The following is a 17475-nucleotide window of genomic DNA, read 5'->3' on the forward strand; positions in this document are numbered from 1 at the left end:
CTAGGGGCTATTTAATCGCGGCGCGAGGTTTGTAACCTAGTGGGCTCGATAACTGCTCCTGCGTTATTCTAATGACTTACATCCATGTAGGAATAAGTAAAAGCCGAGCAAAGCTTCCGCGTCCTGCTCACGCCCTTTACCTACATCCATGTAGGCAACAAAGAGTAAATAGCCCCTAGGAAGAACCCTTTGGGCAGCGCCTGTTTGGCATTAATGCTACGTTATCGCCTATTTGTGGGGAACAACCACACTATATAGGCTCTGCCTTGCCTAAATACCAAACAGACAGCTGCAAATTTAACCTTAAAAGATCAACAGACCCTAGTATTAAGTAAGAAAGTACAAGTAAGGAATAAATTTCAGTAAAAGCCACTTTATATAAATATAAAATGGCTTTGTTAGGTTGGATTTAACGCAGGGTGAGCTGCTGGTTTATTTCTTCAAAAATGCCGGCATCGTCTATGGTTGAAGGAATTTGTAGTTCGTCGCCATCGACCAGTTGACGTAAATTTTTGCGTAGTATTTTACCTGAACGAGTTTTTGGTAATCGCTCTACGCTTACTATCGTTTTAAGGCACGCTATAGCGCCTATTTGGTTGCGTACTGTTTGCACAAGCGCTTGCTCTACATCGGTAGGGGAGCCGGTAAAGTCGTTTTTAAGTACGATCATGGCCATCGGTAATTGGCCTTTTAGTGTATCGGTAACCCCAAACACCGCGCACTCTGCAACGGCAGGGTGGGATGCGACTATTTCTTCCATTTCGCCAGTTGAAAGCCTATGGCCTGCTACGTTTATAACATCGTCTGTGCGGCCCATTATAAATAGGTAACCATCATCATCTATGTAACCACCATCGCCGGAAAGATAATACCCCGGGTACTGAGTCAAATAACCGGTTTTAAAGCGCGCTGTGTTTTGCCAAATGGTGGGTAAGCAACCTGGCGGCAGCGGCAATTTTATAGCCACCACGCCTTGCTCGTTTGGTGCGCATTGCTTGCCTTGCATATTCAATATTTGCACATCAAATCCTGGGGTTGGCACGGTTGAGCTACCTGGTTTTGTTACTAATTCTTCTATGCCTACGGGGTTACATGCTATAGCCCAGCCAGTTTCTGTTTGCCACCAATGATCGAGTATGGGCAGCTTTGTTTTTTCTTTAAGCCAGCTATACGTTGGCGGGTCGAGCCGCTCGCCTGCTAAAAATATGCGCTTTAAACTACGGGTGTTGTATTGTTTAAAGCCCTCTGCATTTGGGTCTTCTTTTTTAATGGCTCTAAAGGCGGTGGGCGCTGTAAATAATGCATTTACTTGGTACTGCTCTACTACACGCCAAAATGCACTGGCATCAGGTGTGCGAACTGGTTTGCCTTCGTATAATATTGTTGTACAGCGATAAATTAGCGGGGCATACACTATGTATGAATGCCCAACTACCCAGCCTATGTCTGAGGCAGCCCAAAACACGTCGCCGGGCTGCATACCGTAAACGGTTTCCATGCTGTAGTGCATAGCAACGCCATGGCCGCCGTTTTCGCGTACTACGCCTTTGGGCGTACCTGTGGTGCCTGATGTATATAAAATATAAAGTGGATCACTGCCACTTACAGGCACTGGCTCCACTGCAGTGGCTGTTTGCATTGCTTCATCCCAGTTAATATCCCTTAAGGGAATAAGCGTGGCAGCTACTTGTTCGCGTTGGTAAATAACGCAGTGATCTATTTTATGATTGGCAAGAGCTATGGCGTGATCAATCAGCGGTTTATATTCTATTACGCTATCTATCTCTACACCGCACGAAGCGCTTAGTATGAGTTTAGGCTTTGCATCGTCAATGCGTATGGCAAGTTCATGTGCTGCAAAGCCGCCAAATACCACAGAATGTATAGCACCTAATCGGGCGCAGGCCAGCATGCCAATTACAGCTTGGGGGATCATGGGCATATAAATAACAACACGGTCGCCTTTACTAACGCCTAACGATTGCATTACACCGGCAAATTTAGCTACCTCTTGCTGTAGCTGGTAGTAGCTATACTTTTGCTGCGTGTTGGTAACGGGGGAGTCGTAAATAAGCGCGGTTTGCTCGCCAAAGCCGGCAATAACGTGTTGGTCGAGCGCTAAAAAACAGGTGTTTAGTTGGCCATCATCAAACCAATGGTAAAGGCCGTCAGTGTCTTGTGTGTAGGCGTGTTCAGGCTTTTTATACCAAGGTAGGCGCTTTGCTTGTTCAAGCCAAAATTGTGCTGGGTTTTGTTTAAAGCTTTCGTATTGTTGTTTATATGGGCCTAACATCATGGGCTCCTAATACTAAATGTGTGTGAGAGACCTTACAAAATGTAGGCTTTTTTTTAACCGATAGGTATTCGACTATGGTCGGCTAAAAGTTAATCAACAATTTGGGGTTAAAAATACAAAATTGACAATACAAAGCGTGTAGCTCAGCATGGCGAGCAATTAAAATAAGTGAAAATAATTTATGAGTAACACAGTACGAGTAGGCGTGGCGGTTATTATTATGCGCCAAAACACTATTTTATTAGGTGAGCGAATAGGTGCACATGGTGCAAATACATGGGCAACGCCTGGCGGGCATTTAGAGTTTGGCGAAAGTGTTGAGCAATGCGCAATACGCGAGGTATTTGAAGAAACAGGGCTAAATGTGAGTAAAATTACTAAGCTTGATTTTACTAACGATATTTTTAGTGCTGACAATAAACACTACATTACTTTATACGTAAAAGCCGATTACGAAGGCGGCGAACCTGTGCTAAACGAGCCAAATAAATGTATGCAGTGGCGTTGGTGCGATATTAATAATTTACCATCGCCACTGTTTACATCACTTAAAAACTACTTAACGACAACAACCCTTACGGCTTAGTTGACGGGCTTAATACTAATTTTTTAAAGCTCACTTGGGCATAATCACCATTTTGTTTGTCGGTGGCCCAATCGCCAGTGCCTAAACAACCTGGGTACCAAATACCTTTAGCACTTTTGGTGCTACATTGGTTATAAGCACCCGCTTTAAAGTAATGCCAATCGGCAGCATAGCCATTGGGGTGATCTTTTTCATCTACTTTGCCATAGGCATCTATGTTATTGCCCAAGTTAATTGCGTAGTTAACGTCTTTTTTGCCTTGTGCGCTAAAGGTTAAGTACATCACGTTTTTATGTACGTTTACTGTGTAGCTAAAGTCTTCGCCAAGCGCGATGCCCGCCACACCGGGATCGTTTGGGTTTTCCCACGTGTTACCCCAAACAGGGTATGTAATGTCGGTACGGTTAGGATCTTTTTTTGGTAAGTTACGTTCGTAGTTCCAAAAAACAGATCCGGTTTTATGGCCAGGCCATTTTTTATAATAAATTTTAAGCGGTTCGTTACCCCAGCCAAAACCCAGTTTTGTATCTATTAGGGCTTGATCCTTACCTGCGTGAATTTGCCCTACTACCACAGAATAAGCGGCTTTTTTATTAGGATCGTTAGCGCGAAGTGCAACATGATCAACCTTTAGGGTGGCTTCCATTTTCCCGCCTACCGAGCCAAAACGCTCCGATAGCGGGTGTACAGCTAAGGCAAAGTTATTTTTTGAATTTTTAGTTTTTATTTTGGTATTTGTGCCGCGGATCATTTGTCTTAACTCACTGCGGGTATTGGTTGAGTTGGCGCTAGTAAGCGCTTTATTTGGCGAGGTAAATACCATATAGCCTTGATCATCAAGGTAGAAAAAATCAGGGTGTGCGTAGGTTTGAATCTCTTCAACATCGATTGTATCTATTTTTCCATCGTTATTAAGATCGACAGGAACGTTAATTTTCCATTGTGATAAATCAAATTTTGACGCAGGTACTGCGACATTACTATCAACAGGTGTAGTAGTACTGGCACAGCCCATAAATAACAAAGGGGTAACAGCAGCCAGTGCTGTGAGTTTAAAAGTAGATGTTAGATTTTTCATTGTTGTCTCTGTGTGATGATTTTAAAATGAACGATATTAACGTCGCTTAACTTTAATCTAACATACCAATTTAAAATATCAACATTACCAATTTTGTATTTGTGTAATTTTTATGGTGCTATTTTGGTTATACCAATGTGGTTTTTTGTTGATTTTGTTTTTTACGTTTTTTATTTAGGTGTTTGCGCTGCGCTTTTTTTACATGTTTAACTATGCACTTTGTCATAAGGGGCATAAGTTCTGGCGCAAAGTTATGACCCATCCCCGGAACTACTCTTAACTTGGCTTTTTTTATAAGGCTTGCCGTTTTTTTGCCTGCACTTACGGGTATTACCACATCGTCGCTGCCATGAATTACTAAAGTGGGCGTTTTAATTTTACGAATTAAATGTTGTCTATCTTTACTCGCGGCCATAGCAATCAGTTGGCGTTTGTAGCCATTTGGATTATGCGCGCGTTCTACAATTTGCGTTGCATGATGGCGAAGTGCGTCTTCTGATTGAGGGTAAGCGGGGCTGCCAATAAGTTTGTTAAGTTTAATGTTGTAGTTTATTGCCTCATCACGGCTGGATGTTTTGGGCTTTAATTTGGCAAGCTTTATAAATAGGCCAATGCTTTTGGCACTCAGCCTTGGCAGGCTAGAGCTTGACATAATCGTGGTTAAACTTAGCACCTTTTTTTTATGTTGAGCTGCAATTAGCTGAGCAATCATACCGCCCATAGAAGCACCTACAAAATGCGCTTTTTTTATTTTAAGCGCCGCCATAAGCGCCAATACATCGTTTGCCATATCATCAAGTAAATAGGGCGTTTGCGTGCGTATGGGCAGGCGTTTACTTAACCACGATTTAAATAAACTCGGGCTAGGGTGATGCTCTAAATGGGTAGATAGGCCAGTATCGCGGTTATCAAAGCGTATAACCCTAAAGCCTTTTTTTACTAAGGTGTAGTAAAGCGAGTCTGGCCACACGGTCATTTGTGCGCCTAAACCCATAATAAGTATGATTGCGGGGGCTTTTTTATCGCCTTCGTCTTGGTAACTGAGTTTTATACCCTGAGGTGTTTTAATTAATCGCATAGCCAACTAGCAATGTTTACGTTGCTAAAATTATAGACCCTGTTTATTACAACTTGTTGGCAGTAGCCGGAAGCGGTAGCTGCCACTTGGTTAAAATAGCTTGGTATTCACCGTTTTCTTTTAGCGTGTTAAGTGCATGGCTAATAGCGCTTGCGGTCTGTTTATCTAAGGTTTTGTTGGCACTAAAATATAATTTTGAAGGGTAGTCAGTTAAATGAATTCGCTTAGTTATTAAATTGGGATTTAGGCCTGAGTGCTTTAGCTCGTTTTTTAACGTAAGTGTGTTGGTTAATACAAAATCGATGCGTTTTTTATAAAGCATTTGCCATAGTTGTTGATAGTAGCTTACAAGAACTAGGTTTTCACCTTCAACAAAACCGGCATTCTTTAAATAGTTTGCACTAGAATAGCCACGTATGGTGGCTACTTGGTAAAATTTTGCGTGGTTGAGGTGGGTAACTTCGTCGGTACGGTTTTTTAAACTAACTAAATACGCATCAGCGAAGTATGATTCACCTAACCAGGTGTATTGGCTTGCCCTAATGGGGGTTTTCAAAAGAGACAACGCTATTGCATTTGGGTTGTTTTTAAGCATTGTAAAAATACGCGCCATCGGGATTATTTCAAACTTGGCGGATAGCTTTGTGTGTTTAATGGTGGCTTTGGCTAAATCGATTAATGCGCCGTCAGGTTGGTTATTTTCATTTATAAAATGATAAGGCGGCAGGTCTTCTGCGATAAAGGTAATGGTCTGTGCGTTGCACATAACGCTATAAAGCATAAACATACAAATACTTATAACAACACGCACAAATATAACCCACATTTTTATTATTATGTGCTCTAGTTTAAAGAGTGTTGATTAAAAGGTATACCATTAATGTTTATTTATTGTGAGTGGCTATGCCGATTATTTACTTTTTATAAACTGTGTGGGTGTGCAATAGTGCCAACGTAAAAAGGCGCGATTAAACGAGCTTTGATCTTTAAAGCCTAACAGGTTAGCGAGTTCGCTAAGTGGGAGCGTGCCAATTAACGTGTGGGAGCGGTTTTTTCTTTCTTGTTCGAGCAATTGCGCAAAGGTTACATGTTGTTTTTTTAAATGACGTTGTAGCGTGCGCGGTGTTACGTTTAATGTGCTTGCAACACTCATAAGCTGGCAATTTTGTAGCGTTGTTTTAGTAGAAAGTATTTGTTTAACTTTTTCTACAAGGCTTTGATGGCTTTTAAAGTGCGATAACTGCTGCTGTGAAAGCTGCTTAAATGTAGCATTTACAATGGCGTTGTCGGTTTTAAAGGCAAGCTTTAAATAATTGCTCGGAAAATTTATTTGATTGTGCGCTTCACCGCTTATAACGGGGCATTTAAACCATTCTTCTAACTGTTGTGTGTGCCTTTTAGGCCAATTATGTATAAAGCTGATACTGCTTGGACAAAGCGATGCGTTTATTAACTGGCGAATAACGCTTACCCAAGCACTCATGTTTCGTAGTACAACTTGTTCATTACAATGAGGATGGGCATGCCAGCGAACCGTGGCGGTGTCTGCAGTTTGCAAAAACTGCGCTTTACCAATATCTGCCACTAAGCTGTCGTAATTTAACAGTGCCTTTATAGCGCTACTTAGGGTATTGCTCGATTCTATTAAATAGCCCAATATACCGTAATCTGCGGGGCGAATGTGCATACCTAAAGTAAAACCAAACAGCGGATCGTTTAGCACTTTTTGGCCGTACACAAGCAACGCATTGTAACTTTGTAAGCTAATACGCGGTGCTAGTTGCTGACTACGCTGGCGACTAAATTCAGTAAACCCGATGGCATTAAGAGCTGTATTAGAATCAATGCCTTGGGTTTGCAAGTAATCTAAAATGCTTGAAAAGTAATGATCAGCCAGTGTATGCATTTGTCGTCTAAAGCTAAAAAATGGTCGTGTATGAGCAAGCTTGCCATGTTCAATTTTTATATGCTAGTTACATGAGTAATTATCTTCGCTGTAACCAATGATCTTTATATCAATAAAACAAACGCTTAATGCAGAACCTTTGCAAATAATAACCACCTTGTTGGATCATCAGCAGTTAGATCGTTTTTTTAATGCCAAGTTTGAGCTAATACAAACACAAAATAGTGGTGAGCTAAAAGGTGGTAAAGGCGCCATTAGGCAAGTAAAAATGGCAAATGCCACGTTTAATGAGCGTATAATAATGGCTAACCCCAGCCATATTTGCTATCAAATAATCGGTGATAAGCCTGTGGCACACCATCAAGGTGATATTTATTTAGTTGCTAATACAGGCGCTAAAAGTAGCACTACCGAGCTTACTTATTGTATACGCTGTAAAGCGCCGTGGTGGCTGCCAAATGCTTTGCTAAAACACCTAATTAGTAAAGATATAACCCAGGCATTAATTAAACTGCAGTATTACTTTATGGCGGGCAAAGTATGAACTCAGAAATTATTTTACTTGCCCTAAGTCCTGTGTTTTTAGTATTTGTGTGCTTTGAATTTGGAAAATTTAAGCGCTATTACAATATAAAAGATAGCCTAGCAAACACTGTTTTAGCCTTGCTGCACCAAGGCGCGGATGCAATAGCATTGCTGCTACTTATGCCATTTTTTTATATGCTTTACGAATACCGCTTATTTGATATAAAGCTAAGTGTATTAAGTGTTGCTTTTGCATTTTTGCTGCAAGATTTTTTGTACTATTGGTTTCATCGTGCATCGCACCATATTCATTGGTTGTGGGCGGCCCATGTGGTGCACCACAGCTCCACTAAAATGAATTTTACCACTGCATTTAGGCAAAGCATAATGTACCCAGTAGCCGGCATGTGGGTATTTTGGCTGCCTATGATACTGCTTGGCTTTGACCCTTTAACCGTATTTAGCGTAGTGGCCCTTAATTTGGCGTATCAATTTTTTGTGCATACGCAAATCGTAGGCAAGTTAGGCTGGTTTGAAAGCGTATTTAATACGCCATCGCACCACAGGGTTCATCATGCAATTAATAAGCATTACCTTGATAAAAACTTTGCCGGTGTGCTTATTATTTGGGATAAATTATTTGGCACATTTGTAGAAGAAGCCAAAAATCAGCCCTGTAAATACGGCATCGTAGGGCAGCTAAATAGCAATAACCCACTAATAATAACGTTTCATCAGTGGGCTCATTTATTAAGAAGTACCTATACGGCGAAAGGGTTAAAAGCTAAATGCAAAGTGCTATTTGGCTACCCAACTAGTAGTGTTAAAGTTAAAAACGAGTGATTTAGCCAAGTGGCTTTTTACTTCTTGGCGCGCCGAGTAAAATAAACATATGGCAAATACAAATAGATAAAAACGCACTTACCCCTAGCGCACCGCCATAACCATCAAGCTTTGGGACTAGGTATTCAAATAAAAACGAAAATAAAATAGATGAGCTGGTAACGGTATAAATACCAAACCTATGTGGGGCACTCATGCCTATAAATGTGCCGCCAAAAAATACGACTGAGTATAAGTCAGGGTTTAGGTTTAAAGCAGTTAATAGTAAATAAGCAATAATAGAAAGCGACGCCGAGGCTCGTATGCCGTCAAAACGATTATGTTTGGCTAAGTAAAACGTTAAAAATGCACCTAATAAGGCTATAAATGGGTATTCTAAATTCATAAAACCACTCCTTTAGCCAACATAAATAAAGCCACGCTTGCAAAGGCAACACTGCCAAGCTTACCGCCAAATCCGGTAAACATATTTATGGTAAGCACATATAAACTGGCGCCAATAACTGAAATTATGGCTATCTCCCAATAACTTGTAATCAAGTGCGTAGAGCACATGCCGGCAAAGCTACCTGCGTAAATAGCCGCATAAGGGTGGTTTTTATAACGCGCAGGAAAAGGAATAAACGAGCCAATAAGCCCCGTTAGCGCCGCCGAAATAACTAAAGGCAGAGCAAAAGTAGTGTGCATGGCAAAGCAGGCAACAAAGCCTAAAAAGAAAGTTATAAACTTTAAAAATAAGAATTTAATCATAGTGGCGCATTTTAAACTAATCCTTTTACGCTTTCTAACTATCTCTAATAAATAAAATGTGGGAGCTAGCGTTAATTGTTATTAAGACTATTTTTTAAGCTTTGGTGGTATTAACTATGCTTATTTTTGGCTGTTAATGTTTCATAAATTATATTTTATGTATAATAGAGGTTATTAATATACAAATTTAAAAGATTAAAGGTAATTTATGTCTAACTGTTTGCACTTGGCTATACCCGCGGGCGATCTAAAAGTGGCTAAAACGTTTTACTGTGATGTGCTTGGCTGTAAAACAGGGAACAGCGAAGAAGGGCGCTGGGTAGACATAGACTTTTGGGGTAATGAGCTCACATTACACCAAAGCGAAGAGCGCCTACCCACTGTGCGCCATGATGTAGATATGGGGGCTGTGGCGGTACCGCATTTTGGTATTCACTTATCAGAAGACGAATTTAACGGTTTAAAAAAACGTATAGAAGATGCGGGGCTTGAATACCTAGACAAACCTTATCGTCGTTTTGTTGGTGATGAGTTTGAACAAGAAACCTTTTTTATCGAAGATCCAAACGGCAACGTGCTTGAAATGAAAACCATGGTAAACCCTGAGGTTTTATTTAAAAAAGCATAAGCAATATTTATTTAAAAAAAGGCCACTTTTGTAGTGGCCTTTTTTGTACCTATAGGTGAAAATAATTACACCGTATGAGTGATATTTATTCACTCTACAGTACGGACTTTAAAACGTAGACTAACACGCAACTCTCATACTTTATGGTTGTTTATGTTGCTGTTAAAACTCACCTTTGCGCCGATACTTTTATTTTTTATTCACTATGCCCAAAAACGCTTTGGCAGCTTTGTAAGTGGTATTATTCCTGGGTTACCTATCACATCAGGCCCTATTAGTTATTTCATTGCGCTTGAGCAAGGTAAGCTATTTGCGAGTAATTCAGCTGTTGCGTCGCTGTATGGCATGAGCGGTATTGGCTTATTTTGTTTTTGTTATGCCGCCATGCTTGCAAAATATGGGGTCGTTAAAGCGCTGTTTGCTGCATTAATACTGTGGTGTACTTTTAGTGCATTTACCTTGTTATTCCCGGTGAGTATTGCCTTTGCATCGCTGCTTTCGCTAGGAACATTATGGGTGCTTGCGCTGGCCTCAAGTAAGTTAAAGTTTGCGCCCGATGCTAAACCTTTTATCGCGGCCTGGGAGCTGCCTGTAAAAATGCTATTGGTCAGTTGCTTTATTGTTTTAGTTACGTTTTTATCAGCAAACATAGGCGCTATGTGGAGTGGCTTGCTATCTACCTTCCCGGTGATATTAGCGGTAATGGGCAGTATTGCGCATGCTAGTAATAAAAAATACTCAGCGTATAAGGTGCTTAACGGTGGCATTATTGGCTCGTTAGGTGGTTGCGTTTTTTTTGCTGTAATTGCACTGGCGCTTAAGTTTGAATTTGTGATTTGGCAGGTATACGCTGCGGCTGCAGTGTGCTCAACTTTGTTTACCATTATTATGAGTCACTATGTAAACCGTAAACAATTTGCAAAGCCGGTTACGGTTTAATAGTAATAAGCTATATCGCTTAAAATTAGCCATCTACTAATGTGAGTGGCTTAACTTTTCGTTGTAACTTTTCATGGTACATGGCAGTGTCGCCCGCTTTTAAAATTTCATCAATAGAGTGGGGCGGTTCACTAAATACGGCGGTTCCCACGCTGGCTTTAATGGCAATAGGGTCGTTGTTGTGATTTATTGTGAGCCTATTTAAGGTGGTTTTTAAATGATGAGTTTTAGGGCTTACCTGCGCATTTTTATAAAAGTGCGCTAGCACTACAAATTCATCACCGCCTAAACGCCCTACAGCATCGTTGCTGCGAACACTACTTTTTAAGCAAGTGGCGACTTTGCATAAAGCATCGTCACCTACGGCGTGGCCGTAGGTGTCATTTATTTGTTTAAAGTCATCTAAATCTATATACATTAAGCACAATACACCGCCTTTTTTAGTGTGTAAATCTATAAGCGAAGATGATTTTTTAGCCCAGCCTCTGCGGTTTAAAATACTACAAAGAGGGTCGTAGTCGGCTTCGGTCTCGGCGCGCTTTTGTGCGATTCGCATTCGGCTAATACGCCTTGATACCGCAACGGCTAACAAAAATGATTCAACCGCAAATGCTAACACAAACCCATAACGCTGCATAAACGGGCTTTGGTTAATAAGCAGCACCCTAAAGATCATACTGACTAACACAAGGCTAAGCGCTACAAAAACGAGTGTTGCTTCACGTACCCCCTTGAGAGCTTGCATAGCTGCCAGTGTAAAAATAACAGCCACAATAAAGAGTGAACAATAAGACATTACATACCCTGCTATTGTCCAAAAAAACAGGTTCGTAAATAGCATTTTAAGTACTGCACTTAGCATGACAGCACAGGCTAATGCTTTGAGTAACTTAGTTAATTTAGGCCAGCGTTTGTTTGTTTCTAGCAAAGCGAGCATAAACCATGTGGCACTTAGCACAGTTAAACCAATACTGAGCAGATATAAATTAAAAATAACGCCAGATACATGCTGTGTTACAAATAAATACAGTTGCCCTTCTTGTAATAAAATAAAGCTGCCAATACAAAAAATATAAATGCTGTAGAGCTTAAATACACTTTCGTTAAGCCTGTGCCCCATTATTAATACATAAAAAATAAGCGTTATGCATAGCCCATAAAATGATCCCATAATCAGCGAATGTTGCTGCGTTTTTTCAAAATAAGTATGGGTGTGTTGCCATTTAAATCGCGGTGTGTAATTAAGCTTTGACTCTAATGTTATTGTGGCTGTAAAGGTACCTGAGTCCATTAAATAGGCGACTTGGCCTGATTTTAATGGCGCTTTTATCGTATTTTTTTGCCGCCAAGTAAAGCTATCAAGTCCTGGGCGCAAAAAACTGAGTACGCCAGCGTTTTCAAGTGAGCAATTAATTTGGTATTGATTAACACCGCGCTGAGCTGTCAGTTCAGAAGGAGTATTTACCTTTAGCACAGAGGCCGGCGTGGATGAATTTAAGTGCTTTATTTTGCATACATCGGCAGCATGAGAATCAAAAGTAATAAATAATGCGAGCAAAAGAATAAAAATAAAAAAGAACGCTTCTTTATTTTTAGGTGGGAAAAAAGTCAATCTATTACTTTCATAGCTCATAAGCGGATCCAATTTTTTACTACTTTTTTATACTAGCAGAGCCGCACTATTTAGCTATTAGTTTACTGTTTAATAAGGTTTAAAACTGCGCGATTAAAATCACTCTTACATGTGTAAGTGCTCTATGTACAAAATAACACGCTCAACAACTCAACTTTAAACGTAGTGTTTATAATTAACCAATAATATCGATATTAATGTTTTTAAATGATGATAGTAAACTGTGTTCATCGGTTAGCAAAACTAACACCTTATAAATTTACACAGGATAAAACGCATGACACTACTACAAAAAATATTAAACTCTAAAGCAGGCGCAGCAGCACTTATTTTACGTGTACCAGTGGGTTTAATTTTAGCAGCGCACGGCGCGCAAAAATTATTTGCTTGGTTTGGCGGTTACGGCCTTGAAGGCACAGGGCAGTGGATGGCAAGTATTGGCTTAGAGCCTGGATACTGGTTGGCTTTAATGGCAGGCAGCGCTGAATTTTTTGGCGGTATTGCATTAGCACTTGGTTTATTAACACGCCCAGCAGCCATAGTTACGGCGTTTACAATGTTGATTGCTATATTTAGTGTACACATTAACAATGGTTTATTTATGGCTAACAATGGTTACGAATACGCACTTACTTTATTAGTTGTAACTGCTGCGCTTGCTGTACAAGGGGCTGGTAGCTTTTCGGTTGATAGTGTTATTGCTAAAAAGCTAGCTGATAAATAGCTCCAGGAATTTATAGTTAAAAAATAGCGGCTAATTTAGCCGCTATTTTTGTTTGAGTTGAGGGTTATATTATTTAGTCAAAAAAGTTAAAGAGTAGTTGTACTGCTTTTGCTCAAGTAAATATTCTTTATGGGTACTAGGGCTCCACGAATCATCGCCGCCAACACCCATATGTTGATGATCAATATGGATATGTAAGCAATCATCAGCTACTAGCTCATTAGTGTGCTTTGCTTGCGATAACATATTTTGTGAGTACTCACTGGCCGCAAATAAAAACGCACCAGTTACGGTTAAATTATTAACGCTTAGTAATTGGCAATCACTACGTACGCCGTTATCGGTTGGGAATATATACGGTGTATGTAGCTCATTTAAGCATAAGCTGTAATAACCTAAACGCGCAGCTGCTTTGCGATCTGGGTAGTTTTCAAATGGGCCTAAACCAAGCCAATCTACTAGAGTATCGCTTTGTTTATTAAGCGTTGTGCTTAACCCTATACGCGGCATGGGCGGCAAAGCATCGTTTAGTTGCACATCAACATTTAAGTTAATTGCACCTGTATTATTAAGCGTATAAAGCCATGTAGTTTTTGCTTGTACTGCGCCATTAAATCCATAACTAAATACACAGGTAATACGTATATCTACTTTTGATTGCACAACTTCAAACAAGTGACATGTACGCTGCCACTGGCCAAGACCCGCTCTTAGCCAGCGCGCTTCCCATGCGTTAGGGTCTAAGTTGTCTACTTCGCTTACGCCTATGTCGTTATCAAGCGCTGCGCGGTAAAAATTATCAACTAATGGGCTTTTAATAACTGGGGTTTTATTGTGTAGCCATTGCTCAATAAGGCCTGTTTGACTATTAAACACTAGTTTAAAGCTATCGCCTTCAATACTAAGCTGTGTGTTAGTTTCGCTAATATTTAGAGCACCATGTGCTGAGGCTACAAAAGTGGGCTTAAATGTATCAGCGTTTAAACTTTGGCTATTTATAAGCTTAAATTGCTCGGTGTTTAATACATGCTCGGCACTTGCAAAGCTTGAGTCGTTAATCAATGCTACATCTAAATTAAGGTGATATTGCGCACCGGCTTTAAACACCGTTTTTGTATTAACAGTGATTGTTTGCGTGCTTTGTGGAGCAATATTAATAACTTGCTCGCCTTGCTCTATACATCGCCCATTTTCTATTAACTGCCAAACCAGCTTTTCGTTATCTGTGTGTCTAAATACATAATCGCTAAATACATCAATGCTGTATTGGTTTTTAGCTTGCTCACGCAGCGTAAATTGTAAATGCTGCTGGCTGTATTTAGCTTCAAACAAGCTTGGATGCGGCGTGCGATCTGGAAATAATAAGCCGTTAATACAAAATTGGCGGTCGTTTTGTTCATCACCAAAATCGCCGCCGTAGGCCCAGTAATGCTCTCCGTTTTCATCGGTTTTAGATAAACCTTGGTCTACCCAATCCCAAATAAAGCCACCTTGCAAACGCGGGTACTCTCTAAATGCTTGCCAGTAATCGTCAAAGCTACCTAGGCTGTTACCCATTGCATGGGCGTACTCACATAAAATGAGTGGGCGCGTTTCACCTGGAAGGCTTAACCACTTTTTAATAGAGTATTTAGGTACGGCGTCATCGGCAACATGCGTATCTACACGGGCATACATGGGGCAGATAATATCGGTTGCGGTGGTATTTGCGCCGCCACCTTCGTATTGCACTGGGCGCGACGGGTCAAAGCTTTTTGACCAGCCATACATAGCATCGTGATTTGCGCCGTGCCCGCATTCGTTACCCAATGACCAAATAATAATAGAGGCGTGGTTTTTATCGCGCTCAACCATTTGTGTATAGCGCGACATAAATGCACCAGCCCATTGCGGATCGCTGGCAAGCCTACCCATAGGAAACATGCCATGGGTTTCTATGTTTGCTTCGTCTACTACGTATAAACCTAGTTCGTCACACAGCTCGTAAAAACGCGGGTGGTTAGGGTAGTGAGCAGTACGTACAGCATTAAAGTTATTTTGCTTCATCAGCTTAATATCTTCAATCATGTTGGCGGTGCTAACTGTGTGGCCGTTTTCAGGGTGGTGTTCATGGCGATTAACACCGCGAATAAGCAGCGGTTTGCCGTTTAAGCAAAGCTGCCCGTTCAGCATTTCTACTTTTCTAAAGCCAATGTTGTAGGCTTCAGCCTCTACGGTGTTGCCTTGTTCATCTAACAGGCTTACAACACAGCGGTATAAATAAGGGGTTTCAGCGGTCCATTTTTTAGGGTTTTGTATATCAATTGTTTGAAATACAACATCGCTCCAGCCGCCTTTTTCATCAACACGTTTATTGTTAGTGCTTTGGATTTGCGGCTCACACAGTGCTTGTTCACCATCAAAAACCTGTACGGCTACTTGGTAGTTATTTGGCGCATCTATTGCCGTTTTTATATGTAGTGTTGCATCGCGATAACAGGCGTCTAAATCGGGGGTTATAAATACATCGCGTATTTGGTGCTGGGGTTTAGTAAGTAAATTAACATCGCGGAATATACCGCTTAGCCACCACATGTCTTGATCTTCTAGGTAACTGCCATCGCTCCAACGAATTACCATAACCGCAATGCGGTTAGTGCCTGCAACTAGTAAATCGCTTAAATCAAATTCACTGGGTAAGCGGCTATCTTGCGAGTAGCCCACCCATTGGCCATTACACCATAGGTGAAACGCCGAGTTTACGCCTTCAAAAATAATATGATTACGCTGCGCTAATTGATCTTCCGTAATAGTAAACTCAGTGCGGTAGCAACCTGTTGGGTTATCGCTTGGTACAAATGGCGGGTTTACGGCAAAGGGGTATTTAACATTACAATAAATAGGTTTATCAAAGCCATGTAATTGCCAGTTAGAAGGCACTGGAATACGTTGCCAGCCGTTGGCGAGTGTTTCACTTAGCAATGACTCATCAACCGCTTCGGGTTTATCAAATAATTTAAAATCCCACTGACCGTTTAAATTTTGCTTTTGTGATTGCGTGTTTGTAAGGGCATGCTCAACCGTTTTAAAACCATTAAGTGGGCTGTGCGCTTTTACTTGATTAACTTGCACCGAAATTGGATTTTCCCAATCGCGACGGTTAATTATGTGCTGAAGTGAGTTCATTTGTGTCCTATTGCATGTGTGGCAATTGTAGTGGCTTAAATATAGCTAAAATAATGCATTGAGGTTATGCTTAAAGCTCTCTTGTATTTATCCAAAACTATCATTTAAATTATGCGCAACACCATTGTAGATGTACTTGATATTGGCCCCGAGTGTACAGAGCGGTTTATTGATGTAGCGGCGCTCGCTCAAGCCCCAGATCTGCACATAACACTAGCAGGGTGTTCTAATTTATCGGGGCGATATTGTGTTGCGCGCTCATCGCCTTTAGAGCACACCCTGTTTTATACATTGTCAGGCCAAGGAAAGCTTACAACAGAACATAACAAATATACGTTGACAGAAAATACGCTGATTGTGTTACCTGCTAAGCAAGGCTTTGAAGTGAAAATTGATGCTCCGCATTGGGATGTTATTTGGTTAAACCTTGCAAATACTCATCGTTGGAAGCACTTAAATTTGACTGAGGCGCTTGTACTTTATGAACAAAAATTAGAGTCATTGCATTTAGCTATGGAGCTTTTATACAGTGAGAAAAGCGCTACTTTACGTGAAGGCGTTATGCCTATTTTAAGCCATTATTTAAACACTACGTTGCAAAGCGAAGCGCAAATAGGCGGGCAAAACAGGTTAACCAGCTTGTTTTTAGAGATAGAAGAACGCTTACAGTTTGATTGGACAATAGAGGCTATGTGCGAACACGTGCATTACTCAGCGCCGCATTTACATAGGTTATGCCAAGCACAATATGGCAAAAGCCCAATGCAGCAGCTAATTTATTTACGTATTAAACGAGCTAAAAGCTTACTACTAAATACCCGCTGGCCAGTTGCTCATATTGCCGCTTATGTAGGGTATCCTAATATATTTAATTTTTCTAAACGGTTTAAAAAATCAGTGGGTGTATCACCAAGCGAATTTAGAAAATAACGTGAGCGGCTCTCTACATTTGAATAAATTTAATGTATTGTGCGCTTTCTTAAATTGCATTTTATAGTTTTAGGTAGGTAATGCGCTCAAACTACTTTTTAGTTGTGATACTTTTAGTGCTTGTGCATAGCTTTATTAGCTGTGACGCTGCTGCGTATCATTTACAAGAAGAAGTAGATCATGCCACGCATATTCACGCTCATAGCGATACCAATGACGATGATGCGCAATCACCTACTGAAATTCATGCCCATCAGCACTGCCACTGTGGCTACTACAGTACAATAAATCATTCTATAAGTCCTGAGCAAAGCCAAGCCACAAATACTGCCTGTTACAATGGTTTAAATTACCCACCAGATGTTCCGCCACCCAATTTTTATAGCTAGATTCT

The 17475-nt window shown here is 40.7% G+C and carries 17 protein-coding genes; 8 read left to right on the plus strand and 9 right to left on the minus strand.

The features are described 5' to 3' along the window. Positions 1–409: 409 nt before the first annotated feature. The gene (locus tag AN391_RS08815) at positions 410–2293 is read right to left on the minus strand and encodes an AMP-binding protein (RefSeq protein WP_055015073.1); all 1884 of its coding nucleotides are present in this window, start codon (positions 2291–2293) and stop codon (positions 410–412) included. Between the two features lie 184 nt (positions 2294–2477). On the opposite strand from AN391_RS08815, the gene AN391_RS08820 reads away from it, so the two are divergent. Beyond that, on the plus strand, positions 2478–2882 hold the full coding sequence (locus AN391_RS08820; protein ID WP_055015074.1) for an NUDIX hydrolase: 405 nt from the start codon (positions 2478–2480) through the stop codon (positions 2880–2882). Here the strand turns inward: AN391_RS08820 and AN391_RS08825 are convergent. The 4 genes from AN391_RS08825 to AN391_RS08840 all read right to left on the minus strand — a co-directional run bounded on the left by AN391_RS08825 (position 2872) and on the right by AN391_RS08840 (position 6944). Further along, positions 2872–3960 (minus strand): polysaccharide lyase family 7 protein, encoded by a 1089-nt coding sequence (locus tag AN391_RS08825; RefSeq protein WP_055015075.1) that lies wholly within the window; start codon positions 3958–3960, stop codon positions 2872–2874. The two genes, AN391_RS08820 and AN391_RS08825, sit on opposite strands and share 11 nt — an antisense overlap. Positions 3961–4087: 127 nt before the next feature. Then, positions 4088–5038 (minus strand): alpha/beta fold hydrolase, encoded by a 951-nt coding sequence (locus AN391_RS08830; protein WP_055015076.1) that lies wholly within the window; start codon positions 5036–5038, stop codon positions 4088–4090. A 46-nt stretch (positions 5039–5084) separates the two neighbouring features. After that, positions 5085–5825 (minus strand): substrate-binding periplasmic protein, encoded by a 741-nt coding sequence (locus tag AN391_RS08835; protein WP_408003232.1) that lies wholly within the window; start codon positions 5823–5825, stop codon positions 5085–5087. Between the two features lie 123 nt (positions 5826–5948). Then, complete coding sequence (locus tag AN391_RS08840) at positions 5949–6944, minus strand: AraC family transcriptional regulator (protein WP_055015077.1); 996 nt, start codon at positions 6942–6944, stop codon at positions 5949–5951. 97 nt (positions 6945–7041) lie between these two features. Here AN391_RS08840 and AN391_RS08845 point away from each other — a divergent pair, with 97 nt between their 5' ends. Then, positions 7042–7488: an SRPBCC family protein gene (locus tag AN391_RS08845; protein ID WP_055015078.1), complete on the plus strand. Its 447-nt coding sequence runs from the start codon at positions 7042–7044 to the stop codon at positions 7486–7488. Continuing rightward, the gene (locus tag AN391_RS08850) at positions 7485–8312 is read left to right on the plus strand and encodes a sterol desaturase family protein (protein WP_055015079.1); all 828 of its coding nucleotides are present in this window, start codon (positions 7485–7487) and stop codon (positions 8310–8312) included. Before AN391_RS08845 ends, AN391_RS08850 begins: the two co-directional genes overlap by 4 nt. A 1-nt stretch (position 8313) precedes the next feature. On the opposite strand, the gene AN391_RS08855 is transcribed toward AN391_RS08850, so the two are convergent. Together AN391_RS08855 and AN391_RS08860 are read right to left on the minus strand one after the other, a co-directional pair. Beyond that, on the minus strand, positions 8314–8697 hold the full coding sequence (locus AN391_RS08855) for a hypothetical protein (RefSeq protein ID WP_055015080.1): 384 nt from the start codon (positions 8695–8697) through the stop codon (positions 8314–8316). Next, positions 8694–8999 (minus strand): hypothetical protein, encoded by a 306-nt coding sequence (locus tag AN391_RS08860; protein ID WP_055015155.1) that lies wholly within the window; start codon positions 8997–8999, stop codon positions 8694–8696. The genes AN391_RS08855 and AN391_RS08860 overlap by 4 nt, the downstream gene beginning before the upstream one ends. A gap of 271 nt (positions 9000–9270) precedes the next feature. On the opposite strand from AN391_RS08860, the gene AN391_RS08865 reads away from it, so the two are divergent. Together AN391_RS08865 and AN391_RS08870 are read left to right on the plus strand one after the other, a co-directional pair. After that, a complete protein-coding gene (locus tag AN391_RS08865) occupies positions 9271–9690 on the plus strand; it encodes a VOC family protein (RefSeq protein ID WP_024033213.1) in 420 nt (139 codons plus the stop codon). Between the two features lie 153 nt (positions 9691–9843). Continuing rightward, positions 9844–10629 (plus strand): hypothetical protein, encoded by a 786-nt coding sequence (locus AN391_RS08870; RefSeq protein WP_235575981.1) that lies wholly within the window; start codon positions 9844–9846, stop codon positions 10627–10629. 25 nt (positions 10630–10654) lie between these two features. Here the strand turns inward: AN391_RS08870 and AN391_RS08875 are convergent, their stop codons facing one another. Then, the gene (locus tag AN391_RS08875) at positions 10655–12262 is read right to left on the minus strand and encodes a diguanylate cyclase (RefSeq protein WP_055015081.1); all 1608 of its coding nucleotides are present in this window, start codon (positions 12260–12262) and stop codon (positions 10655–10657) included. A gap of 277 nt (positions 12263–12539) precedes the next feature. Here AN391_RS08875 and AN391_RS08880 point away from each other — a divergent pair, with 277 nt between their 5' ends. Then, positions 12540–12986, plus strand: a complete 447-nt coding sequence (locus AN391_RS08880) for a DoxX family protein (protein ID WP_055015082.1) — start codon at positions 12540–12542, stop codon at positions 12984–12986. A gap of 69 nt (positions 12987–13055) precedes the next feature. On the opposite strand, the gene AN391_RS08885 is transcribed toward AN391_RS08880, so the two are convergent. Continuing rightward, positions 13056–16151 (minus strand): beta-galactosidase, encoded by a 3096-nt coding sequence (locus tag AN391_RS08885; protein WP_055015083.1) that lies wholly within the window; start codon positions 16149–16151, stop codon positions 13056–13058. Positions 16152–16262: 111 nt separating this feature from the next. Here AN391_RS08885 and AN391_RS08890 point away from each other — a divergent pair, with 111 nt between their 5' ends. Together AN391_RS08890 and AN391_RS08895 are read left to right on the plus strand one after the other, a co-directional pair. Next, positions 16263–17081, plus strand: a complete 819-nt coding sequence (locus AN391_RS08890) for a helix-turn-helix transcriptional regulator (protein ID WP_055015084.1) — start codon at positions 16263–16265, stop codon at positions 17079–17081. Positions 17082–17161: 80 nt separating this feature from the next. After that, on the plus strand, positions 17162–17470 hold the full coding sequence (locus AN391_RS08895) for a hypothetical protein (protein ID WP_055015085.1): 309 nt from the start codon (positions 17162–17164) through the stop codon (positions 17468–17470). The last annotated feature ends 5 nt before the right edge of the window (positions 17471–17475 follow it).

Origin of the sequence: Pseudoalteromonas sp. P1-13-1a (assembly GCF_001401875.1) — a bacterium.
Taxonomy (GTDB): Bacteria; Pseudomonadota; Gammaproteobacteria; order Enterobacterales; family Alteromonadaceae; genus Pseudoalteromonas.

Excerpts from the sequence above, each read along its gene's own strand:
- AN391_RS08845 (WP_055015078.1), top strand. The coding sequence starts at position 7,042 with ATGATCTTTATATCAATAAAACAAACGCTTAATGCAGAACCTTTGCAA.
- AN391_RS08825 (WP_055015075.1), bottom strand. The coding sequence starts at position 3,960 with ATGAAAAATCTAACATCTACTTTTAAACTCACAGCACTGGCTGCTGTT.
- AN391_RS08840 (WP_055015077.1), bottom strand. The coding sequence starts at position 6,944 with ATGCATACACTGGCTGATCATTACTTTTCAAGCATTTTAGATTACTTG.
- AN391_RS08835 (WP_408003232.1), bottom strand. The coding sequence starts at position 5,825 with ATGTTTATGCTTTATAGCGTTATGTGCAACGCACAGACCATTACCTTT.
- AN391_RS08820 (WP_055015074.1), top strand. The coding sequence starts at position 2,478 with ATGAGTAACACAGTACGAGTAGGCGTGGCGGTTATTATTATGCGCCAA.
- AN391_RS08890 (WP_055015084.1), top strand. The coding sequence starts at position 16,263 with ATGCGCAACACCATTGTAGATGTACTTGATATTGGCCCCGAGTGTACA.
- AN391_RS08850 (WP_055015079.1), top strand. The coding sequence starts at position 7,485 with ATGAACTCAGAAATTATTTTACTTGCCCTAAGTCCTGTGTTTTTAGTA.
- AN391_RS08895 (WP_055015085.1), top strand. The coding sequence starts at position 17,162 with ATGCGCTCAAACTACTTTTTAGTTGTGATACTTTTAGTGCTTGTGCAT.
- AN391_RS08855 (WP_055015080.1), bottom strand. The coding sequence starts at position 8,697 with ATGAATTTAGAATACCCATTTATAGCCTTATTAGGTGCATTTTTAACG.
- AN391_RS08815 (WP_055015073.1), bottom strand. The coding sequence starts at position 2,293 with ATGTTAGGCCCATATAAACAACAATACGAAAGCTTTAAACAAAACCCA.
- AN391_RS08865 (WP_024033213.1), top strand. The coding sequence starts at position 9,271 with ATGTCTAACTGTTTGCACTTGGCTATACCCGCGGGCGATCTAAAAGTG.
- AN391_RS08830 (WP_055015076.1), bottom strand. The coding sequence starts at position 5,038 with ATGCGATTAATTAAAACACCTCAGGGTATAAAACTCAGTTACCAAGAC.
- AN391_RS08875 (WP_055015081.1), bottom strand. The coding sequence starts at position 12,262 with ATGAGCTATGAAAGTAATAGATTGACTTTTTTCCCACCTAAAAATAAA.
- AN391_RS08870 (WP_235575981.1), top strand. The coding sequence starts at position 9,844 with ATGTTGCTGTTAAAACTCACCTTTGCGCCGATACTTTTATTTTTTATT.
- AN391_RS08880 (WP_055015082.1), top strand. The coding sequence starts at position 12,540 with ATGACACTACTACAAAAAATATTAAACTCTAAAGCAGGCGCAGCAGCA.
- AN391_RS08885 (WP_055015083.1), bottom strand. The coding sequence starts at position 16,151 with ATGAACTCACTTCAGCACATAATTAACCGTCGCGATTGGGAAAATCCA.
- AN391_RS08860 (WP_055015155.1), bottom strand. The coding sequence starts at position 8,999 with ATGCACACTACTTTTGCTCTGCCTTTAGTTATTTCGGCGGCGCTAACG.